At 45.0% G+C, this 25,138-nt stretch carries 15 protein-coding genes; 7 read left to right on the top strand and 8 right to left on the bottom strand.

The window, feature by feature from the left end:
- Positions 1-6: 6 nt before the first annotated feature.
- Positions 7-1,158 (top strand): glycosyltransferase family protein, encoded by a 1,152-nt coding sequence (locus tag AC1DCV_RS22155; protein WP_477025197.1) that lies wholly within the window; start codon positions 7-9, stop codon positions 1,156-1,158.
- 51 nt (positions 1,159-1,209) lie between these two features.
- Here the strand turns inward: AC1DCV_RS22155 and AC1DCV_RS22150 are convergent, their stop codons facing one another.
- The 4 genes from AC1DCV_RS22150 to AC1DCV_RS22135 all read right to left on the bottom strand — a co-directional run bounded on the left by AC1DCV_RS22150 (position 1,210) and on the right by AC1DCV_RS22135 (position 8,198).
- Positions 1,210-2,604 carry a S41 family peptidase gene (locus tag AC1DCV_RS22150; protein ID WP_477025196.1) on the bottom strand — a complete coding sequence of 465 codons (1,395 nt, stop codon included), beginning with the start codon at positions 2,602-2,604 and terminating at the stop codon, positions 1,210-1,212.
- Positions 2,605-2,745: 141 nt separating this feature from the next.
- A complete protein-coding gene (locus AC1DCV_RS22145; RefSeq protein WP_477025195.1) occupies positions 2,746-5,940 on the bottom strand; it encodes an error-prone DNA polymerase in 3,195 nt (1,064 codons plus the stop codon).
- Between the two features lie 19 nt (positions 5,941-5,959).
- A complete protein-coding gene (locus tag AC1DCV_RS22140) occupies positions 5,960-7,462 on the bottom strand; it encodes a Y-family DNA polymerase (RefSeq protein ID WP_477025194.1) in 1,503 nt (500 codons plus the stop codon).
- 1 nt (position 7,463) lies between these two features.
- Positions 7,464-8,198 carry an ImuA family protein gene (locus AC1DCV_RS22135; protein WP_477025193.1) on the bottom strand — a complete coding sequence of 245 codons (735 nt, stop codon included), beginning with the start codon at positions 8,196-8,198 and terminating at the stop codon, positions 7,464-7,466.
- Between the two features lie 217 nt (positions 8,199-8,415).
- Between AC1DCV_RS22135 and AC1DCV_RS22130 the strand changes: the two genes are divergently transcribed.
- The 4 genes from AC1DCV_RS22130 (at position 8,416) to AC1DCV_RS22115 (ending at position 13,391) form a co-directional block, all read left to right on the top strand.
- Entirely contained in the window at positions 8,416-8,805 is a 390-nt protein-coding gene (locus AC1DCV_RS22130; protein ID WP_477025192.1) for a DUF2750 domain-containing protein, read from the top strand.
- 193 nt (positions 8,806-8,998) lie between these two features.
- Entirely contained in the window at positions 8,999-10,090 is a 1,092-nt protein-coding gene (locus tag AC1DCV_RS22125; RefSeq protein WP_477025191.1) for a glycosyltransferase family 2 protein, read from the top strand.
- Between the two features lie 151 nt (positions 10,091-10,241).
- Positions 10,242-10,940, top strand: a complete 699-nt coding sequence (tmk, locus tag AC1DCV_RS22120; RefSeq protein ID WP_477025190.1) for a dTMP kinase — start codon at positions 10,242-10,244, stop codon at positions 10,938-10,940.
- Between the two features lie 99 nt (positions 10,941-11,039).
- Positions 11,040-13,391 carry a TonB-dependent receptor gene (locus AC1DCV_RS22115; protein ID WP_477025189.1) on the top strand — a complete coding sequence of 784 codons (2,352 nt, stop codon included), beginning with the start codon at positions 11,040-11,042 and terminating at the stop codon, positions 13,389-13,391.
- Between the two features lie 58 nt (positions 13,392-13,449).
- On the opposite strand, the gene AC1DCV_RS22110 is transcribed toward AC1DCV_RS22115, so the two are convergent.
- The gene (locus AC1DCV_RS22110) at positions 13,450-14,340 is read right to left on the bottom strand and encodes an amidohydrolase family protein (protein WP_477025188.1); all 891 of its coding nucleotides are present in this window, start codon (positions 14,338-14,340) and stop codon (positions 13,450-13,452) included.
- 351 nt (positions 14,341-14,691) lie between these two features.
- Here AC1DCV_RS22110 and AC1DCV_RS22105 point away from each other — a divergent pair, with 351 nt between their 5' ends.
- Positions 14,692-15,873, top strand: a complete 1,182-nt coding sequence (locus AC1DCV_RS22105; RefSeq protein ID WP_477025187.1) for a glycoside hydrolase family 76 protein — start codon at positions 14,692-14,694, stop codon at positions 15,871-15,873.
- 86 nt (positions 15,874-15,959) lie between these two features.
- Here AC1DCV_RS22105 and recB read toward each other — a convergent pair whose 3' ends face one another.
- The 3 genes from recB to recD are packed head-to-tail and all read right to left on the bottom strand — an operon-like array spanning position 15,960 to position 24,463.
- Positions 15,960-19,394, bottom strand: a complete 3,435-nt coding sequence (gene recB, locus AC1DCV_RS22100) for an exodeoxyribonuclease V subunit beta (protein ID WP_477025186.1) — start codon at positions 19,392-19,394, stop codon at positions 15,960-15,962.
- Positions 19,391-22,600 carry an exodeoxyribonuclease V subunit gamma gene (recC, locus tag AC1DCV_RS22095; protein WP_477025185.1) on the bottom strand — a complete coding sequence of 1,070 codons (3,210 nt, stop codon included), beginning with the start codon at positions 22,598-22,600 and terminating at the stop codon, positions 19,391-19,393. The genes recB and recC overlap by 4 nt, the downstream gene beginning before the upstream one ends.
- Positions 22,601-22,645: 45 nt before the next feature.
- Positions 22,646-24,463, bottom strand: a complete 1,818-nt coding sequence (recD, locus tag AC1DCV_RS22090; RefSeq protein WP_477025184.1) for an exodeoxyribonuclease V subunit alpha — start codon at positions 24,461-24,463, stop codon at positions 22,646-22,648.
- 109 nt (positions 24,464-24,572) lie between these two features.
- On the opposite strand from recD, the gene AC1DCV_RS22085 reads away from it, so the two are divergent.
- On the top strand, positions 24,573-25,130 hold the full coding sequence (locus AC1DCV_RS22085; RefSeq protein WP_477025183.1) for a hypothetical protein: 558 nt from the start codon (positions 24,573-24,575) through the stop codon (positions 25,128-25,130).
- The last annotated feature ends 8 nt before the right edge of the window (positions 25,131-25,138 follow it).

Genomic DNA, 25,138 nt, shown 5'->3' with positions numbered 1-25,138 from the left:
CGCTATATGCTACACATTGTTAAAATATTTGACACCACCACTGCGGGGCCATCAGTATTAGATCATCTCCTTACTTCATCATGGAAAAACGGTGAGTACTTATCTTACAATATATATATCGGCAGTAATAAATATGCGGAGTATAAAGAACTAGAGATAAATGGCGAAGTATATATTTATATTCCTTTTCCGTTTGCAATAAAATACCTGGCAAACATACCAACACCGGAATTTAAAAAATACTCTCTGCGGATTGCTGATCTGCTGGAACAACGTTTCATTGGAAAGAGCAACCTTCTTTTTCATTTTGAAAATTGCAATTGGGGTTACCTTGCACAAAGTGTTAAAACAACATTGAATGCTATTATTACATGCGGATGTGATGGCGCTATATTAACCAACAATGCCATGCAGCAGGCCATGATAAACGCTGCGGATAGCATACTTTGTACAAGTCAGGTCGCCCGGGAACAGTTGCTGTTGGTGCATACTCATATTATGGAAAAGGTATCCGTCATATATAATGTTATCTCTCCTATCAATAAAACAACGATTCTTCCGGAGCAGCATACTGCATTTCGAGACGCCTGGGGGCTTACCGCTGAAGAGGCTGTATTTGTGTTTAATAAGCAAATAGCCGGAGAGGAATATGATATGCCCTCCCTTATTCACGCATTTACCGCTTTAAAGAGGGAGATACCGAAGGCGAGGTTATTTATTCTCCATGAGTCGGATATCATGTTATATCCGGCATTCATAGAGAAGCATATATGGAGCAGTATAACTTTTGTCAGTAGCCTGGCAGAGGAAGATGTAATGGAATTATATGCCGCCGCAAATGGAGTTGTCATGCCACCGCTGACGGAAGGTAACTTTCTTTACATCATACAATTATTGCAAAACGGGATCCGGTTTATTTATGATGAGGCGCCGGATGATAACTGCTGGTTTAATGAGCTGGTAAATATGGAAGTGTTAAAACCGATCACAAACGATAATAATAACACGAACTATTTGTTGCATCATTTAAAGCAGGTGCTTACTCAAGATGATAAAGCGTCTGGAAAAATGCTGCCGGCGGCCTTTACAGCTACATTTATACATCAACAGCTGGATGTTGTTTATGAGAAGATGTTAAGTCTGGAGGCAATCAGCTGAAGGTTACATTCAATTGAACAAGCAGCATTTTAATGTAATTAAAATGCTGCTTTATTTTTTCTCCAGATATTGTTGCGCTTCAGAAATCCAATTCTGTGAGAGTTTCAGTTTTATCGCAGGCTGTAATCCTACGTTGTCAATGCCTTTTCCCATATCAATTCTCCTGCTTCTTGTGGTAGCATAATACAAGGTATATGGCATGCACGGAAGTGCCACCTGCCTCATATTAGCGTAGTCCAGTACACCGGCGGTCGCTTCACCTATTACGGTTACTTTCTTACTTTGCATAGCATCCATTAGGAACTCCTCTGTGGTGCTGCCACAGCCTCTGTTGACCAGGATAGCTACTTTCTGTGGGTAAGGTCTGATACTGTCTAATACCTTTTTCTCATCTTCCACCACGTTTACAAACCCTCCCTTCCCGCGTTCCATTGATTCAATCATGTGGGTGATTTCTTTTTTCTGCTCTGCAGGAATATCCTCCATTTTCAACAGGGGTTTCCACCCTTCAATATTTTGTTCTGTTGCTAACGCATCTACTCCAATCTTTTTAATAGTATCTGTATAAAGATAGGGGGTGATGGGCGCATACGCGAAATCGGATCCTCCCCCATTGTCCCGTACATCTATGATCAGGTTAGGTGTTTTATCCAATAACGTTTTATATGCTTTAAATAAAGAATCAATATTGGCGGCGTTGCTTTGGTCAAAGGATTTTATTTTAAGATAGAGTGTCTTATCAGATAATAGTCTGCCTGCTACATTTTCGGTAGAGCCGTCGTCATCGCTATTATTCACAGTGCCTTCCCGCTGCCAGGTTCCCAGTGTATTGATGCTAACAGGAAATGATTCGCTATAAGGGGTATGATCGGTATCATACGTAATCCCTATTAATTCGTTCTTCTTAATGGATTTTCGTAACTCCAGTTTTACTTGTCCGGGTTTCCAGCCATCCACTTTTGAATAGGTAATGACACCTGCATAATCCCGAAAATTTTTGACACTTTTAACGATGGCTATACGGAATGCAGAATCACTACTCCAATAGATGCCATCAATGCCTTTAGCGTGCTTCAGCGGATCTAACTGTTGTTTGGTGAGCTTTATATTTTCCGTTTCTGAAACTATTTTCTGTAAAGCTGCTGCTGATAAAGGGTTTTCGCCAAAAGCCACGTGCCTGTCTTTGAAGAAATTAAGCCAGTCATTAATCAATAGCGCGCAATGATGTGGGCTTGTGATTCCTTTTGTTGCTTTAAGAATCCGTTGTGTATAGATGGTATACGCCACATTTGTAGCTCCTGTTACTTTGTCTTTGAATCCTGCATAGTTATGTGTTATCTGATCTTTAACATGCAAAAATTCAGTGGTGCAATTGCAGGCTTGTCCAATAGCATGAATGCTGATTAATAAAAAGATAGGCGGAAAAAGTAAATGCTTCAAATTCATAAGACAGCCATTTCGTCAATGAACAGTATTAGGGCTGTTCATTACTGGGTTTTTTAGTGAGCCTAAGATAATTGAATTCCGGTAAAATGAAAGACCTTATCCGGTAGAAATATAAAATGGCTATCTAATCGTGAAATTTTTCTATCTGAAATTCCTCGCTTCCGCAAAAATGTTCCCCTGCGTCACTTCTTTTTTCTGTTCCTGTTGCTGCTCTCCTACTACCTGCGCTGCCTTTGCTTCTATCCTGGATGGAATGAGTTGCTGTAATAATCTCGATATATTATAGCAACGTTGTACCACTATATGCACTACTTCTCCTTCGCGTTGCAGCTTGCCTTCTACCATGAGTAAACGTGATTGCACAATTTCTTTTCGAAATTTGTCGAATGTTTTTTTGAAAACCACCAGGTTACTGCATCCTGTTTCATCTTCAATAGTAATAAAACAAACACCACTCGCTGTTCCGGGCCTTTGTCTTACCAGTACCAGACCTGCTACTTTTACAGGTTGCCCATCGAGAATAGTGTCAAGATCTTTTGTGGCGGTAATATGGAGCTGCTGAAGTTTCTCACGTACAAAGCTTACCGGATGTGCTTTTAAAGATAGTGTAGTGCTGCTATAATCGTGTACCACATGTTCTGAAGTAGTCATTTCAGGTAGCTGTATCTGTGCTTCGGAGGTACTTTCAGATGGCTGGCCGGTAAACATGCCGGTGGGGCGGTCGTGCAGTGCAGATACTTCCCACAGTGCGCGGCGCCGGTCCAGGCCCATAGATCTGAAGGCATCTGCATCGGCTAATTTTTCCAGTGTGGTGAGTGGAATACCGGCATCGCGGAGTGCAGGTATGTTGGCGTAGTGGGTGGTTCTGTTGGAGAGAAGCGATTGCAGGTCATCTTCCTTAAGTCCTTTCACCTGGCGGAAGCCCAGGCGGAGTGCATGATATTTCCCGGATATTTCTTCCAGCTTATTATCCCATAAAGAAAGATTTACATCTACGGGTCTTACTTCCACGCCATGATTGCGGGCATCAATTACAATTTGTGCCGGGTGGTAAAAGCCCATGGGCATGCTGTTTAATAAAGCACACGCGAAAACATCAGGATAGTAACATTTGATCCAGGACGAAACATATACCAGCAAAGCAAAACTGACGGCGTGGCTTTCAGGGAAGCCATAGCTGCCAAAGCCTTCCAGCTGTTTGAAAATACGGTTGGCATAGTCTTCTTCGTACCCTTTTTTTGTCATACCTGCAACCAGTTTCTCACGAAGCCGGGAAATGGTGCCGACTGACTTGAAAGTAGCCATGCTGCGCCGGAGTTCATCGGCTTCAGTGGGTGTAAAGTTTGCTGCAACGATAGCAATTTTCATGGCTTGTTCCTGGAATAATGGAACACCTAAGGTTTTACCTAAAATTTCTTCCAGCTCAGGTTTAGGATAATCAACTGTTTCCTCACCATTACGGCGCCGGAGATAAGGATGCACCATGTCTCCCTGGATAGGCCCGGGGCGTACGATCGCCACTTCAATCACCAAATCATAAAAGCATGTCGGCTTTAAGCGTGGAAGCATAGATTGCTGTGCCCTGCTTTCGATCTGAAACACACCGATCGTATCTGCATGCCCCACCATTTCATATACTGCAGGATCGTCTTGGGGTATGTTGGCTAATGTAAGATCCAGATCATAGTGTGCTTTGGCAAGGTCGAAAGCCTTGCGAATACAGGTGAGCATGCCCAGTGCGAGCACATCAATTTTCAGAAAGCCTAAAGCATCGATGTCGTCTTTGTTCCACTCGATGTTGGTTCTGTTTTCCATACGTGCATTCAGGATGGGGCACAGATCAGATAATTTCCCCTGCGTAATCACAAAGCCGCCGGTATGTTGACCAAGCTGTCGCGGAAAGCCGATCATCTGTTCGGTGAGCTCCAGTACTTTGCTGAGATGCGGATCATTTGGATTTAATCCCTGCGCCGCAACCTTGTCGTTATCAAACGAATCATCTGTGTATTCCCAGATAACACCTGACAATCGGTTGATCATATCCACAGATAGCCCCATGGCTTTTCCCACATCGCGGATGGCGCCTTTTTGCCGTTGCTGGGTAACGGTCGCAACAATGGCTGCCCTATCGCGCCCATATTTTTCATAGATGTATTGAATGACTTCCTCCCGCCGTTCATGTTCAAAGTCTACATCGATATCCGGTGGCTCGTTACGTGCGGAAGAAATAAACCGTTCGAACAGTAAATCAAATTTTGTTGGATTCACAGACGTGATGCCTAAACAGAAACAAATAGTGGAGTTGGCCGCGGAACCACGCCCCTGGCATAGGATGTGTTGTTTCCTGGCAAATCTTACAATATCATAAACTGTTAGAAAGTAGGGGGCGTAGTCCATCTCCTTAATAAATCCCAGCTCGTAGTTGATGTTATATATTATTTTTTCAGGGAGATGATCACCAAATATTCCTCTGGCGCCCTGCCATGCGAGAAAAGTCAGTTCTTCCTGTGGTGTGCGTCCTTCTGTAGTCAGTTCTTCCGGATAAATGTATTTCAGGGAGTCGAGCGAGAACTGGCAGGCTTCAGCTATTTCCTTTGTACGTTTGATGGCATCGTGGTATTGCCGGAATAAACGATGCATTTCAGCCGGCGGCTTCAGGTATCTTTCTGCGTTAAGATGCAAACGATAGCCTGCATTGTAAACGGTACATTTTTCTTTGATACAGGTTAATACATCCTGTAATTGCCGGCGTTCCGGATGATGATAATGTACATCATTAGTAGCGGCTAAAGGAATGTCCAACGCTTCAGATAACCGGGAAAGACGGTATAGTTTTTTTAAGTCATCACCCTGGTAGGAACGGGTGGCAGCGAGATAGAGATGCCCTTTAAAAGCATCACGGTATTCACTTAGCACCTGTTTGAATGCCTCATCATAGTCAAACCGGGCATTTAACGCCGGTGGTGGAATCACGATGAATTTAATGCCTTCCGCATGTTGATATACATCTGTTTTATATAAATGACATTGCCCTTTTTCTGCCCGCAGATTACCTTTTGTTAACAGTGCAGATAGCCGCCCGTAGGCATCTCTGTTGGTGGGATAAGCCAATAGACTGGGGCCATCCAGCAGATCAAGGCAGCATCCGGGGATGATGCGTATCCCTTTTTGTTTGGCGGCAACATGACCGCGAACGATACCAGCAAGCGTGTTGTGATCTGTGATAGCTATTTCCGTGTATCCTAAAGTGGCCGCTTGTTCTACCAGTTCCTCCGGATGGGAGGCGCCCTGTAGAAAGCTAAAGTTGGAGGTTACCTGTAATTCTGTGTAGTACATACTTCATCATTTTCATTCTTCACGCAAAAAAGCCATGAATAAACCAGTGTTGAGGTTTATCCGCATCGTAATGTCCCAATCTGAAAAGCCAGTAACGCCGGCCTTCTTCATCTTCCACGCTGTAATAGTCACGGTGTTCGCCTGATTCCAGCCACCATTCGCGTTCTATCCGTTCCGGGCCATCTGCTTTTTTTACCCGGTGCAGCTGCCCTTTGTAATGGAATAACATGGGGGGATAATCAGGTATCGGTGCAGACACCTGCACTGCTTCTGGTTTTTTTAAGAGCCGGATGGGCCGGGGTCTGTCTGTGCGCCAGTCTATCGTTGGTTTTTCCTGTAAGCAGGCAGCGATTTTAATAGAGCGTTCCGGCCAGTGGTGCTGATCCGGTAAATAGCGTTGTACGGTATGCGTACCCATTTTACCGGTAAGTCTGTCCAGCAATTCAGCTACGATCACATCTTCCAGCCCGCCGGGTGTTACCCACAATACTTCCTGGGAAGGCAACGTGTCTTCTACTTTAGGGGCTTCCAGTACAAACAGTTCAATGCCTAATGCGGGTTCGATCATCTGGATCTTCCCATCAAATAGTTTGAAAAGATGAATAGGATTATGTGATGCGCGGTTGGTGCCAATGTCGATCTGCTGGATATTACCATCTACCCGGTAGCATTTAAATACGCAGGTACGAAGTCCTTTTCCTTCCCTGGTTAGTCGTTGACAGAGTGTTTCCAGAAGCCGGTTCAGCGCAATTTCAATGCCCGTGGCGGTCATGATAGGCTCCATGCTGGGCAATCGTTCCTGATAAGGTTCGGGGGGCTGTAATGGTTCAATAGCTTCTTCTTCCAGGCCCAGGGCATGATCCAGCCGGTGCAGCATATTCTGGCCGAAACGCCGGCGTAATGCAGAGCGGGGCATACCAATAAAATTGGTTACCTGGTAAAGTCCGAGTTTGTGCAGCCGTTCAACAACTGTCGGATCCAGGCGCAGTGCTGCCGGCGGCAGGGGTAGCAGGCAGGCTGTTTGCTCACCTTGCGGTATTATGGCGGCGCCTTGTCCATAGCGTGCAATGGCCCATGCGGTGCCAATGGTATCGGCCATTCCGGCACGTACATCATAGCCGAAATTTTTTAATCGTAAAAGGATGTCTTGCAGATAGAGGGCTTCGCCTCCCCATAGGTGTGCACAGCCACTTATATCGAGGATCAGTCCATCGGGTGGATCGATGGCGGTGACGGGAGTATAACGGATGCACCAATGACCGAGTGAGGTAAGTAATCTGACTGGTAGTTCCGGCACTTCATCAAATACCTGCAGGGAGGTAAAGAGGGCCCTGGCATCGGCTACAGACATGTCCGCATTGATGCCATGCATCTGTGCTGCTGCATTAGCGGCAGTTACTTTCATACGGCCATGATCTGCTGCGGCCAGTACAAAAGGTGTATTTCGCAGGTGGGGTTGCCGGCGGGTGAACCAATCCGTCAGTAAATGACGGAACCATATTGTTACAAAGCGCCGGGACATATCAACCTATTTTTCGGATGGGTTGTTGTGGTAGTACTTCAATATGTTGGTGAACAGGCTGGAACCTGCCTGCCGACCATTCTACCTGCCATATGCCGGGTTTGCCATTACGGATCTTCTCTAACGCTACACTCCAGCGGGGAAAGCCTACGCCGGGCATATGATCTTTCTGTTCACTGATCATTGGAGTGATTCTCCACCTGGAAACGCAGGTGGTGGTACCGATGCTGCGGGGCTGATGGCGGTGAATAAATCCGGTTACCCTGCTTTGTTCCACCGCTAATTGAAGTCTTCTTGAATTAGCGAAACTGATCTCTCTTATTTCACCGATAACGGCTGCCAGTCCTTCACATTTGAGTGCTTCCTCCATGGCCCAGAGCGCGTCTTTATCGCGCTCCAGGTCAACGAAAATAATTTGATCAGGTGCTATACCAAAGCTTTTTAAAGCAGGAGGAAAAATGGTGCGGGAGGTGCTGATCCATAAACAAATGCCCCCTCCTGTCATCAGACAACCCAATAATCCGCTGATGAAACCAGCGGTAGCTGCTGCCTCTTCTGTGGCGGTGCTGAGGAATTCATGCACGGCACCTGTGGGAAAGGAACGGTTGGGAAATGCATCTTTTATCGGCCCAAGCCCCACATCTACGGCAGCACTGTTTAATGTTGGTTTGAGCCCTTGTAAAAGAAGGATATCTTTTTGCAATTGCGCGATGATATCTGCTTTTTTTGCGGGCATCGTTATGAATTTTAAAACTAATATATTTAGCAATTATACTAATTTAATTAGTATTTGTTGCATATTATTTTCCATATTCTACTACTGGTTCAGGAACAGAACGTTAGCTGCCAGCGCGGCCGCAGCGTTTTTTTATTTCACTTGTCCGGCAATATTAGTTTTCCCTAAAATCCTACCTTGCAGTACTCAACAAAGAAGGAATCAACAAAGGAGTTGCATGAAGATTATATCACAAAAAGAAGTGGACAACGTTTTGAAATTATCGCCTTTGCAACGATACAAATACACTGTTAAGTGGATCGCAGATGGCCTCACTATCTATACTTTAGCTAAACAAGCCACCATCGCCATTGCTGAAGTAAAAGGCCGTAAAATGGTGTCATTTTGGAGTGCGGAAGTTTACGCGCAATTATCCATAAAAGGAGCGTGGAGTGATTATGAGGTGATGACAGTTAACTTTGAAGCGTTTGAGTCTGAGATCATCCCGTTAATAATGAAAGAAGATTATTTGGTAAATATTTTTTCTATTGAAGATAAATCTGGATTTGTGGTAGATCTGGACGAGTTTATAACGGATCTTAATGAAGAGCTGCGTAACTATCAATAAGCGTTTATATTGACTTTATAAAGGCACTGGGGCTTATTGAAATCAATAATAATTTTTAACGGCGGGCGGGTATTACCTACCCGCCGTTTTTATATGAATGCAACTAAATATTCCTTTTCCTCATCAAACAATCTTCTTCTCATATTGTTATACTACCCGGCACCTCACTGAATGCACCATTAAAGAAGTATCCATGCAAAACCGCATATCCTGCTGTACAGTATGTATGAACCGGACCATACACCTGAAGCAAACTCTGAAACGTAATATCCTCGACAATGCCGGGTATAATAATATTGAATTTGTCATCCTCGATTATGGCTCCCGCGATGATTTGTACGACTGGATCCAAAAAGAGTTGCAACATGAAATAAATACCGGTCTGGTGACTTATTTCAGAACAAAAGATCCTCAGTTTTTCCACATGAGCCATTCCAAGAATATGGTATTCAGACTCGCCACCGGCGATATTTTATGCAGCATAGATGCTGATAACTTCACCGGCCCCGGGTTTGCAGCATATGTAAATGAACAGTTCAATAAAGAATCTGATATCTTTTTAATGCCTCCCCGTATTGGCGCTAACAAAAAGTGGTGGGATGTACAGGGACGGGTATGTGTGAAGCGGGACGATTTTTATGCAATGAGAGGATATGATGAAAAAGTAATGGATTATGGTTATGAAGACAAAGACTTCAAATGCAGACTGGAAGCCTATGGGTGCAAAAGTGTTATTATTAAAGAGCCTGCATTTTTAAATGCCATTACCCATGATGATAGTATGCGGATAGCCGATGGTTTTTCAACAAAGAAAACGAAAGACGTACTTATTTCCGCGCCGGGAGAAGATTTAACAGAGATTATTTACCTGGAAGAGCATAATGTATTTGAAATATTTTATGTGAGCAGTGATTCACTGGCAAGTGGAAAACTAAGCGATTGCGTGCTGCATCCCAAAAAGAGATATGCCGGCGTTTATAGGCAGGAGGGGAAAGTGCTACAACTGTATAAGGATAATGGCATCCTGTTCCAGACCTTGACTTATACAGGTAACGACCAGCTCATGTCAGATGAGCATCGGGGCTTTAACCGCATTAGTTCTGACTTGCTGCGGGAAAATTTCTTACTGAAAAGAGCTATTTATGTAGGAAAGAAAATCTTCTCCAATAACAAAAACAAAGGCGGCATCGTGAATGAAAGTGGTTTCGGACAGGGCATTGTTTATCCTAACTTTTCTGATATCGGCGTTCATCTCGGGGCAGAAGTGGCAGCAGGCCGAATTTGATTTTGGGCAAAACTTTGCTACCTTCGCTCCAGGTACGATAAAAAGTCTGCAGTAATGCGGACTTTTTGTATTTAAAGTGTAGTCGTATTCATTAATAAATCAAAAGAGCAGGGGATTTTCATTAATTTCCGGCTTCAATTCAGGGATCATAATGATAGCAAGTAGCAAATTTATAGCGGTGGAAGGTTTAGATGGCGCCGGGAAGTCAACGCAGATAGAACTGCTGACAAAATACCTGGAGTCAAAAAATGAGAAGACCAAATTCGTACACTTCCCCCGAAGCAACCAGGGCGTGTTTGGTGAACTTATTGCTAAATTTCTCCGTGGTGAATTTGGTGAGGTGAAAAATGTACACCCGCAGCTGGTAGCGTTATTGTTTGCGGAAGACCGTAAAGCATTTGCCGCTACCATCAATGAATGGCTCCGTGATGGCTATTTTGTGCTGGTAGACAGATATGTACTTTCAAACATTGCCTTTCAATGTGCTAAGCTGCATACCGATTCAGAGAAAGAATACCTGCGCAACTGGATCAATGACTTCGAATATAACTACAACCAGATCCCCAAACCACAGTTTTCTATTTACCTGGATGTACCATTTTCTTTTGTTGAATCAGCGCTGGCCAAAAGACGCGTCAATGAAGACCGGGACTACCTACACGGGAAAGATGATATCCACGAAAAAGATACTTCTCTGCAACAGGCCGTAAAGAAAGAGTATGAAGCGATGCTGTTAGCTGATGAAAGCATTAACAGGATTATTTGTGCCAATGAGGCCCAGGGTATGAGGTCGGTGCAAGACATTCATGCAGAGATCATACAGTTGGTCAATAGCCGTCTGCAGCTCTAACCCCGTAAAATTCCGCTTTCGATCATTATATTTCCCTTTTTCGCAATCAGGGATAAATTGTAGCTGCTAGCTTTGCGCTTCAAATTTATCAGCCTATATATGCGTAGTATATTTTTATTAATTCCCACCGTATTGGGAATTACGCTATCAGCCAATGCTCAGCAAGCTGTTTTAAAAGGTTCCGTGAAAACTGAAACCGGTGATCAGTTGCCATTTGCAAATATCAGCATCCCCGGATCAAAAACAGGTGTGGTAGCCAATAAATCAGGTGCTTTTATACTCACACTGGCCAAAGCCGGTACTTACAAAATAAAGGTGACCAGTGTAGGATATAAAGGAATTGAACAAACCATTACACTGCTCCCTAACGATACCTCCCACCAGGAAATAACATTATCATCGAATGGCGACCTGCAGGAATTTGTAGTATCTGCCAGCCGTAAACAGGAAACACTGGACCAGGTGCCTTCTTCCATTACTATTTTAGGCGCTAAAGATTTAGCTATTCAAAAAGGAATCAGCAATAATATTTCGGACATCCTGGCTAACAGTGTACCCGGACTGGGTTTCAGCAGTAATACTACCGGTAATTCCGGACAAACGCTGAGAGGCAGAGAGATATTGGTGATGATTGATGGTATTCCACAATCAACACCGCTGAGAAACGGTGGTCGTGATATCCGCAGCATAGATCCTTCCGCTATCGAAAGAGTGGAAGTGATAAAAGGGGCTACCGCCATTTATGGTAATGGCGCCGATGGTGGATTGATCAATTATATCACCAAAAAAGCTACTCCAGGACAGCCTTTGAGTGGACAAACCACCATCGGCGGCAATACCCAGTTGAAAAATGCCCAGCATACCGGTGGCTGGCAGGTAGGACAACTGTTGTCCGGCTCTTATAAGAAACTGGATTATGTAGTTTCAGGACACTATGAACAAACCGGTGTATATAAAGATGCAAAAGGAGTAGTGCTTTCTCCTGATTATGGTCTGGGAGAAACACAGCTATGGAATGCTTATACAAAAATTGGTTACAACATCAATCCCCTCAATCGTGTGGAAGTGATGTATAACTTTTTCGGTAGTCAGCAACGGAGTGATTATATCCTGAAGAAAGGCCACTATCGGGATACGGCAGCTACCGGCGTTTTTGGAACCCGCCCCGGCAATCCGGAAGGAACACCGTATAACCATAATGTAAATGTGCATTATGGCAGCCAGAAAATTATCGGCAATACGGATCTGGATATCAATGTATACTACCAGAAATTTTATACCGTATTTTCCTGGGTAGATTCCTTTGTAGGTGGCGGTCAGTCAACCATTTCATCGGATAAAAAAGGTGTACGTATTAATCTATCTACTCCATTCCAGGCTGGTAAAAACATAGATGGTGACCTGGTATACGGATTAGATATCTTAAATGATAAAACAGCACAAAAGCTGGCGGATGGAAGAACCTGGGTACCGGAAATGAGTATGCGCAACCTGGCCCCTTATGCACAACTGAAGACTACCTTCTTCAAGCACCTGATATTTAAAGCAGGTGCGCGCTACGAAAATATTAATATCGATGTACCGGATTATACTACCATCATTTCCCTGAATATCAAAACAGGTCTATATTCTGAAGGTGGTAAAAGTGTAAAAGGCGGCGCTATTGACTACAATGCCCTGGTATTTAACGCAGGGTTACGTTATAACCAGCTGAAATATTTCAAACCCTTTATCAGTTATTCCCAGAGCTTTTCTGTGAATGAGCTGGGCCGTACTTTACGTACTGCCAATGAAAGCACGGTATCCCTGCTGAAAACAAAAGCTATCATTGCCAATAACTATGAAGCAGGCTTTAACAGCACTTTAGGTCCTGTAGAACTGGAAGGTAGCTATTATATCAGCTCCTCTAAATTAGGTGCCAACTACACACTGGTAGAAGGCCGTTTTGAAATAGCACGGGAGCCGATCAAGATTCATGGATTCGAAATAGCTGCTGATGTACGCATCCTGAAAAATGTAGGTGTAGGCGCTTCTTATTCCTATATCGAAGGAAAAATAGATGCCAACAAAAATGGTAAGTATAATGATAAAGAAGATACTTATATCCTGGGCGATAAAATTGCTCCGCCAAAGTTAACCGCCTACATCCGCTACCAGCCGATGAAACAATGGAATTTACGTTTGCAGATGCTACAAGCCGGTGCGCGTAATCGCTTTGCTCCGGATGCTACTGGTGCATACACTTATGGAAAAGGACCTGTAGAACAGTTTACCTTATTCAGCTTCTTCTCTGATTTTAATATAGATGGTCATAGCAGTGTGCAGCTCGGGGTAGATAATATTTTCAACAAAGACTATTACACCGTTACTTCTCAATGGAATGCCCGGAATGAGAATTTCATAAAAGGATCCGGTGCGCGTGCTAATATTACCTATAACTATAAGTTTTAAAAAAGAAAGCCAGCTTCTCTGTTAAAGGGAAGCTGGCTTTATCTGGTATAGTTATCTATCAGGGCTGTAGCTGCAATAACCTCGCGGCATTGCTATAAAATATTTTCTGTTCTTCTTCCTTCGTAAATCCCATCGCCTCTATTCCTTTAATTGCTTCGCCCGGCGTAAATACGGGGAAGTCAGAGCCAAACAGGAACTGGTCTACACCGATTTTCCGGATAGTCCATACCAGTTGGTCCCGATAGGGGGAGTCTCCGAGTAAGGGTGCAATCGCTGAGAGGTCCATCCAGATATTACCTTTGTACCAGGGATATTTCTTCAATGCTTCAATAGCAAGAAGTTGGGGGAAATTTATTAACCCCGTATGCGCAAATATGAATTTCGCTTCCGGGTTGGTAACGGCCAGCATAATCAGTTTACCAATTTCACTGTTATCCAATAGGCTATAGCTGTCAAACAGCAAGGTCATGTGCAGTTCCCCGGCTTTTTTGGCAATAGCAGCCACTTCTGGTGCTGCTACATCAAAACGCTGTGTGTTGGGATGTAGCTTTATTACCTGTACCCCCTGTTGGTGTACCCGCTCCATTTCTGCAAAGGCATCTGCGCCATCCATAGGATGCACAGAGCATACAGGTATCAGAGATGGATACTTTTTGCTAAGCGCTATAATGCTATCATTTCTCCAGCGGGTATTCACCATATCTCCTTTCCAGGCCATGGTGATAATTGCCGCTTTAGTAATAGGAATGGCAGTCATAAAGGTTTGTATATCCTTTAGGGAATTGCTGCGTTCGGCGCTCAGGCTTTTGACTTCCTGTTCGTTCAAACCGATATGCACATGCATGTCTATAATTTTTCCTTTATAGTGAGGAGCGGAAGACTGGCTTTTTCCTTTGATGGTGGTAAATAACAATACCAGGCTGAAAACAGGGATCAGGAACTTTCTCATAATAGCAGATCTTGGATGATGTTTTTGGCAAAAACGGTGTTCTAAATTACATTAATTTTTACAGGTTGTAAGACAGAAAAAAATAATGATCGTTTAGGCTTCACCGGGAGGCCTTCCAAAATATTTTTTGTGCTTGTAAGGAATTATGCTCCGTTTACCTGTCCTCCGGATATAGGATATCCGTGTAAACCCGGTTCCACTGTTATGAGTCCGCATTGTTTGCGCAACCAACAAGCAATAGCGGCCCCTTTGTATCAATACGGCTTTCCATAAGACAGGCACTGATCGGCGCGTAGCAAACAGTTCATTCCACAAAAAACATCATTCCTGATTCCACAAAAACTGAAAAACATGAAGACTCCATCAGGCGCAAAAGCGCTTTCCTGCACCCAGTGTGTAGTGGCCCTCCTATTGGCACTGATTTTTGCCGGCTGTCAGAAAAAAGAAATGATAGCAAAAGATCCGGCTTCTCTCTCGGGAACAAAGGCTAACCTGGTCACTATCAATTCTGTACAACCCGTAAAGTCGGAAGCATTGCTGGCCATGCAGTGTTATAACAATGCCTTCTACCATCAGTATGGGACATATGGCCCTTCCTTTAAAGCGTACTATTATTCTGATGTGACCCAAAGTGGTCGTATGGATTTCTGGCGACAGGCAGAAGCCATTGAAACGTTGATTGATGCGTATACCGTCAACAACGACATAGATCTCAAAAACAAGATGGTATACCTCTATAATGGTATGAGAGATGCCTATGGCTTACTCTGGACTTCCAACATCTATAACGATGATGTTATCTGGGGCGCCCTGATGTGTATCCGTGCTTTTCAGATTACCAATGATGGTGGTATGAAAGACATGGCGAAAAACAACTTTGATATGGTATGGGCCCGCGCCTGGGATACCAATCTGGGCGGCGGCCTCTGGTGGACTACCGCCAATAACTCCAAGAATGTGTGCGTAAACGCACCTGCAGCCATTTGCGCCATGTACCTCTACCAGGCTACCGGCGATGTCGGCTACCGCACCAAGGCAAAGCAGATCCTCGACTGGATGGTGACCAAGCTATATGTATCCGGCACTGGTGAAGTAAAAGGCGCTATGAATTCAGCCGGCACTATTACAGAAGGCGCACGCACCTATACCCAGGGAACCTTTATTGGCGCCTGCAGCATGTTGCATAACTCCTACCCTTCCAATGGATATAAAGCCATGGGCGCTAAAGCGATGGACTATACGAAAAATACCATGAGCAATGCACAGGGCCTGCTGCCGGATGAATATGATAACGACGACTGCCAGGGCTTTAAAGCCATTTTTGCACGTTGGGCCTGCAAGTTTGTACATGACCAGAGCTACCAGAGCACTTATGCTGCCTGGCTTAACTACAATGCGGCAGAAGCCTGGAATTACAGAAACTCCAATGGTTTGATGTGGGGGCAGTGGTGGCATAGAACACCGGATAATTACGTGAATTCATTTGAAACTACCTGCGGTGTAGCGATGATGAATGGGGTATGGCTTTTTTAGCTGTTAGGTATTAGCTGTTAGCTTTTAGCTAAGATCGAGTGGCAGACCTTTTTTTAGTAGTAGACCCGTAGCCGTTAGTGAGAATGTTAACGGCTATGGGTATTCTTTTTTGTTAGCAAAGATTCTAACAACTGTATTTTTTTTAGATTAGGTTTTGCGGTGAAAATGCCTTGCCCGCTGGAATTTCTGACGCCACGCACAAAGCAGTAGATAACGCCCCCAAACTGTTGTTCGTAATCAAAGCCAGGGATGCGGCTTTCCAGGTATTTTTTTACAGCTACCGTGTAAATGAAATATTGAAGGTGATAATTATTTTCATTCATCGCTGCTGCAAGTCCTTCTTTGTCGTAATTCGCCACACTGTTGCCCAGGTAATTCGATTTCCAGTCGAGGATATAATATTTACCTTGGTATTCAAAGAACAGGTCAATTTTCCCGTTCATGATTCCTTCCAGTTCCTGGCTGCTGTATTCAGAAAAACGTTTTACACTCACGCTCACCTGGTCATCAGAAAGATTATTAAGCAGGTTTGCCTGAAATACTGGCACCGGGAAATCAAATTCAAATTCTGCCAGTCGCTGCTGACGCCCTACAGATGCCAGCTGGAAAGTGTTGCCTGCTATGTGAATAGGAGTATACATCACGTGCTGCAGCATTTCGTGTAGCCGTTCAAGGTATACTTCCCGTTGCCCCGGCACAAATCGACGGATGGCTTCTTCCAGCCAATGTTCCCATTTGCTGTTATCGGAGAAATTGATGCTTTCAAAAATGAAGTGCAACAGGTTCCCTGTTTTGGCTCCGCGACGCAGCGTGGTGAAAATGAAATTATCGTAAGGGTCTGTTTGTTGGAAAGAGCGTACTCGTGGTCGGTGTTCGGGTTTAGCGGCCAGCATGGTATAGCTCATCTTGCGCCAGTTTTGTTCCAGCAGATGGAAGGCTACCGGAGCACGGTTGACCGCCAGTTTGCCTTTGGTGGTTTGTTGCCTGTAGGTTTGTTCTGTGGTAGCCGGAATAGCTCCCTGCAGCTGTATCAGCGAAGGATCCGGATTCGCCACAGCTAATGCTTTCAGGAAAAATGCCAGCGAAGAATCTTTGAATTTGGCGAAGTTATTTTTAAACAGGTAACATTTATACACCGCGCGGGTGATGGCCACATAAATTAAGCGGCGGTTCTCCTGCTCTTGTTGTTGCTGGTAAGCTTCCAGTTGATTTTCTGAGAGACGGGCACGCTGCGTGCCCAGGTAATCGCCGCTTGCCGGGTCGCGGAAGCTGACAAATTCAATGTTTTGTGATTCCACGAAGTCCAGGAAAGGAGCCATTACAATTTTATATTCCAGCCCTTTACTTTTATGGATGGTGACAATATTCACAGCTTCTTCGTCGCTTTCTACGCGCTGGGCGTATTCATCACCATCGGTGGTCATGCCGTCAATACCGCGTTTGAGCCAGGAAATCAGGTCCCGCATCGATAGGTTTTTCCGGCTTTGTACCTGGTGTACCAGCTCCGATAGTTGATAGAGATTAGTGATAATCCGTTCTCCGTTTTCGGTATGTCCATCGAGTAATACGTGGCGCACGTTGAAGTCCGTAATGAATTCCATCAGTGCAGTATAGGCGCCATCGCGTTGCCAGAGATTGCGGTATTTGCCGAACAGGTCCAGCATGGTTTCATCGTCCAGCTTTAAAATGGTGCTGGTATTGTATCCGGTGAAAGACCCTAACAGTGCACGGTTAATAGACGACCGGTCCGGTGTTTCCATGGCTTCCAGGATATGCAGTAATTGCTGCGCTTCTCCTGATCTCAGCACCCTGGCTTCATCGATGGTTACGGCGGGTATGCCCAGCTTAGCAAGGGCATGTTTAATATCTTTCCCTTCCTGGCCGGTGCGCACTAATATACCTATGTCTGAAGGGGTAATGTTGCGACTGCCTTTTTCATTTTCAATCCGGTAGTCCTTATCCAGCAATAGTTGCGCTATCTGCGCTGCTACGGCTTCGCAGATGGTTTCTTTTTTATCACAGGCAATAACTTCTATGGGTACTTCTTTTCTGCTGCCTTTAAACAGATAGCCTTTGGTATTATTCTCCGGACTGTTTACGGGGATATAATCAATGCTATCGCTTTCTCCACCAAAGTCGAAGGTGTCGAAGCCGGGCGTAGGTTCAAAGAAGATGTTCATGGCACGGATCAGGTTTTCAGCAGACCGGAAATTCTGATTCATGTCATATACTTGTTGCACGCCGTTGCGGGCATTGAAGTAAGTGAAGATATCTGCTTTGCGCCAGGCGTAAATACTTTGCTTGGGGTCGCCGATGTAGAACAGCGTGGTGTTTTGGCCGAAGGCCTTATCAAATACCTCGAACTGTTCACGGTCAGTATCCTGGAATTCATCTACAAAAACCGCCTTGTATTTGTTTTGCAGATTAGCGATGAGGTCGGGATTCCCGTTTTTCACCAGGGCCGTATGCAGGTTGTTGATGAGGTCATCATACCCCATCATATTGCTGCGTTCTTTGAAGAGACGCACCTGCTCTCCTACTTCCTTAATGGCCGTATAGAAAAGTTGACGGCGGATTAATTGCTGGTATTCAGTGAGCTGTTGACGTATTTCTTCTACTTTGTCCAGTTCTTCCAGGATCTCCGGGAAAACGGCTTCAATATATTTGGCGTCTTTTCTTTTGGCGAGGATCTTTTTTACCAGCAGTTCCGGTTGTGCTACTAATTCCGGCCATTCCTTTTTGGTGTACCGGTTAGTGGCGCAGGCAGCAATGAGCTGGGCGCTGTTGGCGGTAATGCCTTCGTACAGTTTTTCTATGGCGATTTGCACATTGGCAGCCAGTTGGTCCATTTCCTGGATCCATTTGTCCTGTTGCTCTTCGCTGATGGTGTCCGGAATATCTTCCCGGTAGCCGATATATTTTTTCCCGCTGAGATGCTCTTGTATGACTTTCTGAAGATCGGCTTTCATTTTTTCCTCCCAGATACTTTCCAGCAAGCTGGTTTTGAGGGTGGTGATATTTCTGCGCCAGAATTTATTCAATTCATTTTCCACTACCGGCGTAAGGTCCGGCACCATCTGGGCGCCAAATAGCTGGTTGGTTTCAAAAGCGTATTCATTCAGTGTTTGCTGGCAGAAGCCATGGATGGTCAGCACGGAGGTTTCATCCAGTAGCAGAATGGCATCGCGCAGTAGTTGTTGCACCGGCATTGGATCTTCCGGATCTATCACTTCCAGTACCAGGTCCAGTATTTTTTCGTCGGCGATGTCCTTACCCATACTGGCTTTATACGCCTGCCGGATAAAAAGACGAATCCTTTCTTCCAGTTCCGCTACAGCGGCCCGGGTGAAAGTTACCATCAGTATTTCTTTGACAGACAGCTTTTGCTCCAGTATGAGCCGGAGTACAAGGATAGCGATGGAATAGGTTTTACCTGTTCCGGCGCTGGCCTCAATCAGATTGCTGCCCTCCAGTGGTACTGTAGTGGCCTCAAACTTTTTATATATAATGCTATCGATCATTTCTCTTTGTCTGGTTTTTCAAAATACGCCGGCAGCAATGTTGTCAACGGCGCTATCAGCAAGTCGTATACGTCGAGGAAACTGGTCAGTGCTTCTTCTCTGTCAAAAAATCCCTGTTCATATACCTGCACGATATAAGGATCCGGTGCTTCATGCCGGTCAATCAACCCGGTAATTTTACTTTTAAATTTCTTCAGATCTATGGTGAGTACATCTTTCGCACTAATTTCCAGATCCGGATAAAAAGAAATAATATGCGTAAATCCGGTTTTGTATACTTTAATAATTTCTGTTAAGCGGCGTGTAGCTTCTTCCTGTGTGAGTGCCACCGCTTCGAACGCATCTTCTTTTTTAGTACCTGAAATGTAGCAGAGATGCGTGATCACTCCCGCCGCCCTGCCCGCGAGATAGCGGATGTAGGCTTCCACGAGGTACTTACTTTCTCGTTTAGACCACGACACCTGTAACACTGTATGATCAAATGTCCGGATATTTCCTTTCAGTAAGCTGTTATCTATAAATAGTTCTATCGGCAACTTTTTTTCTGTCGTTCCTTGTGTACAGGCTTCGTATAAATTACGCACGGGTACCACCAGGTCTTCCATCCGGTGAATGGCCACCGCAGCCATATTGCGGAGTGGTAAGCGACCTTTTTTCACCATCACAGTTTGCAGCGTACCTTGTTCAGACGCAGGAATGGGCAGCAATTCATTTTTGACAGACCATTGCTGTAATTTATTCAGATCAAAAATTTCTGTTTCGTTCAGCAGCAACTGGCTGTCGTTATACCGAATCCCTAATACCTTGTTGTAATACGCTCTGAAGGGATTTTTGAAGAAGCTGATTACTTCTTCAAGGGTAATTTCTTCAAAGGTTAAAGGGGTAGTGATTTTATTTTCATTGAGAAAGGATGCAGTGGCGGCTTCTTTCGTACTTAAATAAGAAAAAAGACGTTCATCCGTGCCGGCATATTTCCTGCTGAAACTTTGCAGCGGCTGCAAGGTCACGAGCTGACTGCGCACCGTTTCCGGCGAAGCAGTACCGGCTTCTATATAATCTATCAGTTCGTCTACCAATGCTGATGGTGGCAGGTCGGCGTTATCTTTCGCATTTTTTCCGAGATAGCTGATGTATAAATATTCTCTGGCGGAGAGCAAAGTTTCCAGGAACAGGTGTTTATCATTCTCTTTCACATTACGATCGCCTTTCTGCCGGTTGTCTTCCATGATGTTGAAACTGGATTTATTTTCCCGGCGGGGGAATTTATCGTAATTCAATCCCATCAACGCTACCACCTTAAAGGGAATACTACGCATGGGGATGAGTGAGCAGAAAGTAATGCCTCCGTTTACAAACAAACCAGCGCGGGTGCTGCCGGTGAGGGTATCGAGGAAACTGTGACTAAACACCTCAAACGTTACTTTTTCACTCATAAACTCATTGAGTGCATTGTAGGCGGTGAGCTGTTTTACCAGGGTGTTATAGTCTTCATCCACATCTTCCACGGGTTCAAATACCATGTTGTGCAGTACTCTTTCCGTATAGGCCACCCACTCTACAATGGTGCGTGGACGGCGCCTGTCGAGGATAGACGACATGAGTACTTCTGCGAAATGACAAAACCGGATCACATCATGGGCATCGCTGCCTTCGGTGATATCCAGTGGAAAAAAGCTGTCTTCCCCGCTGCCATATTCCTCTTCCCCGCTCATGCAGATGCCGTACATGATCCGTTGAATACCATATTGCCAGCTGACAAAATGTGTTTCATCTTTTTTGTGACCGTTGATGCCGAAGCGGATATTGGCCGCTTCTATAATCCGGCGGATGAGCACGGGATCCTCCAGGTTAAAGCGTTTACGGATGTACGAAAAGTCCAGCAACTGCATCACTGCTTCTGCCTTAAAATTCTCTTCGTTCATGGTGAGAATGGCGTGCAGGGCATTGAAGAGGTTGTCGTTGTCCGTATAGCTTTCATCGGCGATGGTATACCTGAACGGATAGGGGGCATTGTTGAATACCGCCTTGATATAGGGTGCGTAGGCATCAATGTCGCTTACCATCACCACAATGTCGCGGGGCGATAGTTGCTCCTTTCGCCGGGCCACCAGGTGTACCAGGTAGTTGTAGAGTACTTCTACTTCGCGGGCAACGGTATAACAGGCATTGATGGTAACGGAGCCATCGCTGATATCCTGTTGGGAAATGCGTTCCCTGTCTGCCGTGGTAGCAGCTATAAAAATGTCGTGTTGTATTTTATGTAGCAGGGTGTCGGTATCGGGTTCTACGGTTTCAATTTCTTCGTAGGCATTTATGAATGCATCGTACGCGAAGAAAAGTCCGAAACTGTCCTGTATTACCCTACCCCAGCCGGTGAGTAAGGCGTTGCCGGCTTTGGACTMTTCCAGTTCTTTGAGACCTTTTTGTCGCCAGCGGGCCAGTTGTTTTTCATTGCGGTCATCGAACCAGAACATCACCGGTGCTGGGTTGATGATATGAAAATGTACATCTATGAAGCTGGATAGCTCATGGAGAATCTTCACATGGTAGGCCGTGATAATGGATAATCCAAATAGGTGGATCACCGGCATACGGGAAGTGAGGGCTGCTTTATTGTGCCCGGTATTGTGCAGGGTATCCAGGATAAAGTTACCCACGATGGTTTTATCCGGGAGAGCGCCTCCGGAGAGCTGTTTTACTTTTACCCAGAGCCAGTGTTGCCAGCCGGCGCCGGACAGTTCCGGGGTGTTGGTATTGGTCCAGGCCTGGATCATTTCCGGGCGATATACCTGGTACTGATCAAACAAATCGGCTACTTTTTCCGCGAGGGCCATGCGTTTCAGGTCACTTTCTGCGTGCTGTTCAGCATAATAGGCCGCTACTTTGGGGAATTTGGCCATGAACTCTTCCTGCCCCAGGAGTTTAAATACCAGCCAGCTGAGATTCTGAGGGGACAATACTTCAGAGAAAGGACCTCCCAGCAATACATACAACTGGTAGAGCAGGTCGTTAGGCTTCATAAAGCGGCAGTTGGCCGCAATGCCCAAACGGTCTGCCAACTGGAGTTTCAGCCAGTTGTTCATACCTTCTGTTTGGGTAATAATATAGTGAGGCTGGAACACACTGTTGCCCGCATCCTGCAGGTCTTGTGCCAACCCGGATGATAAGCTATTGAGTGAGTTCGAAACTTTTAAAAACAATGCCATTGATAAATCCTTTGTTTAGACTCCGCCATTCCCGAAGCATGTTATTTAATTTGCATGCGCGTCTACTTCTCTGAATCTGGAGGCAATGCCAGAAGCTCTTTCTACAAAGCGTTCTGCCGCCATGAGGATTACTTCCGGTGTTCCCTGAACATACACTTTCTGTTTGGCGCGACTCACCGCGGTGTACAGCAGTTCCCGTGTAAGAATGGGTACGTCTGTGGTATCCGGCAAAAGTACCAGTACTTCTCCGAATTCGGAGCCCTGGCTTTTATGGATGGTCATGGCGAAGGCTGTTTCCGCCTGGGTAAGATAGCCGGGTAATACTGCTTTCAGCGCCCCGGTGCTGTCTTCAAACCAGGCCATGAGCACCCCGTTTTCATCTGTCCGTATAATGCCGGTATCTCCATTAAACAACCCATGTTCATAATAGTTACGGGTAAGTATCACCGGACGGTTTTGATAAAATTCGGTGTTGGCCTGAATCAGCCGTTTATCGTGCAAATATTTTTCTATTTGTTTGTTGACTGCGTACAGCCCTTGCGGTCCTTCTCTTACGGCGGTGAGTACACGTTGTGCATTCAGCAGCTTCAGTGCCGTGGGAATATCCTTTTCTTTTATAAATGTTTCGTAGCCGGCAATAAAGTCTTCGAATAATTTTACAGATGCAGTAGGGTCAATGACTACCTGTTCATCTGCCGAAGGCGGAAAAAAAGAATGTATTACCGGAACATTATTGGCGATGATGGCCTTACTAAATTTACCAATGCCCGTGTTGCCGGTAAAACGATGACTGCGCCTCAATTCCACCAGGTGTTGAAATAGTGGATGGCGACTATCCGCGTTTTGGGTGGCAGGGATATGGCGTTGTTCATCTGCAATAAAACTATTGATAAACTGACGCCGGGTAGCGGTAAAAAGGTTCAGTTTTTCCTGTGCCTGGCAGAGATCTCCAAACAGGCTACCTGCTTCTACGGAGGCCAGTTGATCTTTATCTCCCAGCAAAATGAGGCGGGTACCAGGATGGATCGCTATCATCAGTTTAGCAAACAAGGCTACGTCAATCATGGAGCACTCATCTACAATGACTACATCGTAGTTGAGCGGGTTGTCCTTGTTATGCCTGAAATATGGGCTGCCATTGATAGGCTTCAGCAACCGGTGAATAGTGGCTGGTTGCAGTAGCCGGAACTTTTCGGTAATGGCGGCATCTACTTCAATGGTGGTGCTGCGTAAACTTTCCGCCATACGGGCGGCGGCTTTACCGGTAGGTGCAGCCAGCGCCACTTTCAGAGCCGGGTCGGTGGCAAACAGGATGGCCAGAATTTTGGCCACTGTAGTGGTTTTACCCGTACCCGGTCCGCCGGTAATGATGGTGAAATTATTTAATACACCGGTGATGGCAGCAGCCAGTTGCCAGTCGGCCGGATCGTTATCGTCGTTGGTAGTAGTAGCTGTGTTAAACAGTTTACTGATCAGCGGTTGCTGGCTTTGCAATAATGACATTCTTTCGGGTAGCAATGCCTGCTCTGTTACCAGGAACTGTTTGATGCGTTGCAGAAATTCCGTTTCATACCTGAAGTATCGTTGCAGGTAAAGCCTGTTCTGATAAATAACGAAAGGTTGTTTGTCGTTGCCATGCGTGCCTACCATTGGAATGGTTTCCAGGATGCTGTTGCTGGTTTCTATTTTCTGGTAGGACTCCGGTAGATTTTCCTGTTCTTCTTTTATTTTATCGAGATGCAGACAGATGTGTCCTTCGCTCCCTTTTTTTGATAATAGATAAGCATACGGTTTCAGCGCCGGTATATCAAAATACTCGGCAAATTGTTGATGTACATCGTTCAGCGTGGGTATGTTTCGCATTCTTATCCGGACACTTGAAAAGATTAAAGTACGACTTTTTCCGCTTCGACTGAAGCGCTTTAGTATTTCAGTATATTGCTTTTTATCTATAACCTATATACTGTATACTATGTCAAAGAAATGGCACATTTTAAGTGCGTTATTGTTAGTTGCCTTTTTACGTGTTAACGCCCAGCAGAATTTAGAAAGAAAGCCGAGCCAACTGAGAGCAAATTTTTCCATTCTTGGATTGGGTGCAAATTACGAATTGCGATTGTTAAAATTCACCACACTTAATCTGGATGCAGAAGTTGGAATGGGGCTGAGTTATTCCTACAGTGATTATATGGGATCAGATTGGGGATATGCTATAGTACCAGATTTTTCGGTAGGGATAAGACAATACTATAATATTGCCCGCCGCGAAAGGAAGGGAAGGCGCATTGACAATAATGCCGGCAGTTTTTTTACGGTGAGGGGTGGGTACATGGCTAATCCTATTGTCGCCAATGATTATTATGAAGGTGCCTATGCTTACTTTGTGCCCGCCTGGGGAATGCAACGTAGTTGGGGTAAGCACTTTAGTTTTGAAGCCCAATTTGGTATCAGGTTTAGCCCGGTAGAATATGAAGATGGCGCTATTAATGCGCTGGATGCACGTTTAAAGGTCGGGTATGTAATTTGGTAATGTTGTAA

The sequence above is a fragment of the Chitinophaga sp. 10T418 genome, assembly GCF_056394125.1.
The sequence above is the reverse complement of the archived record's forward strand: the minus strand, read 5'-3'. Positions and strand labels throughout refer to the sequence as shown.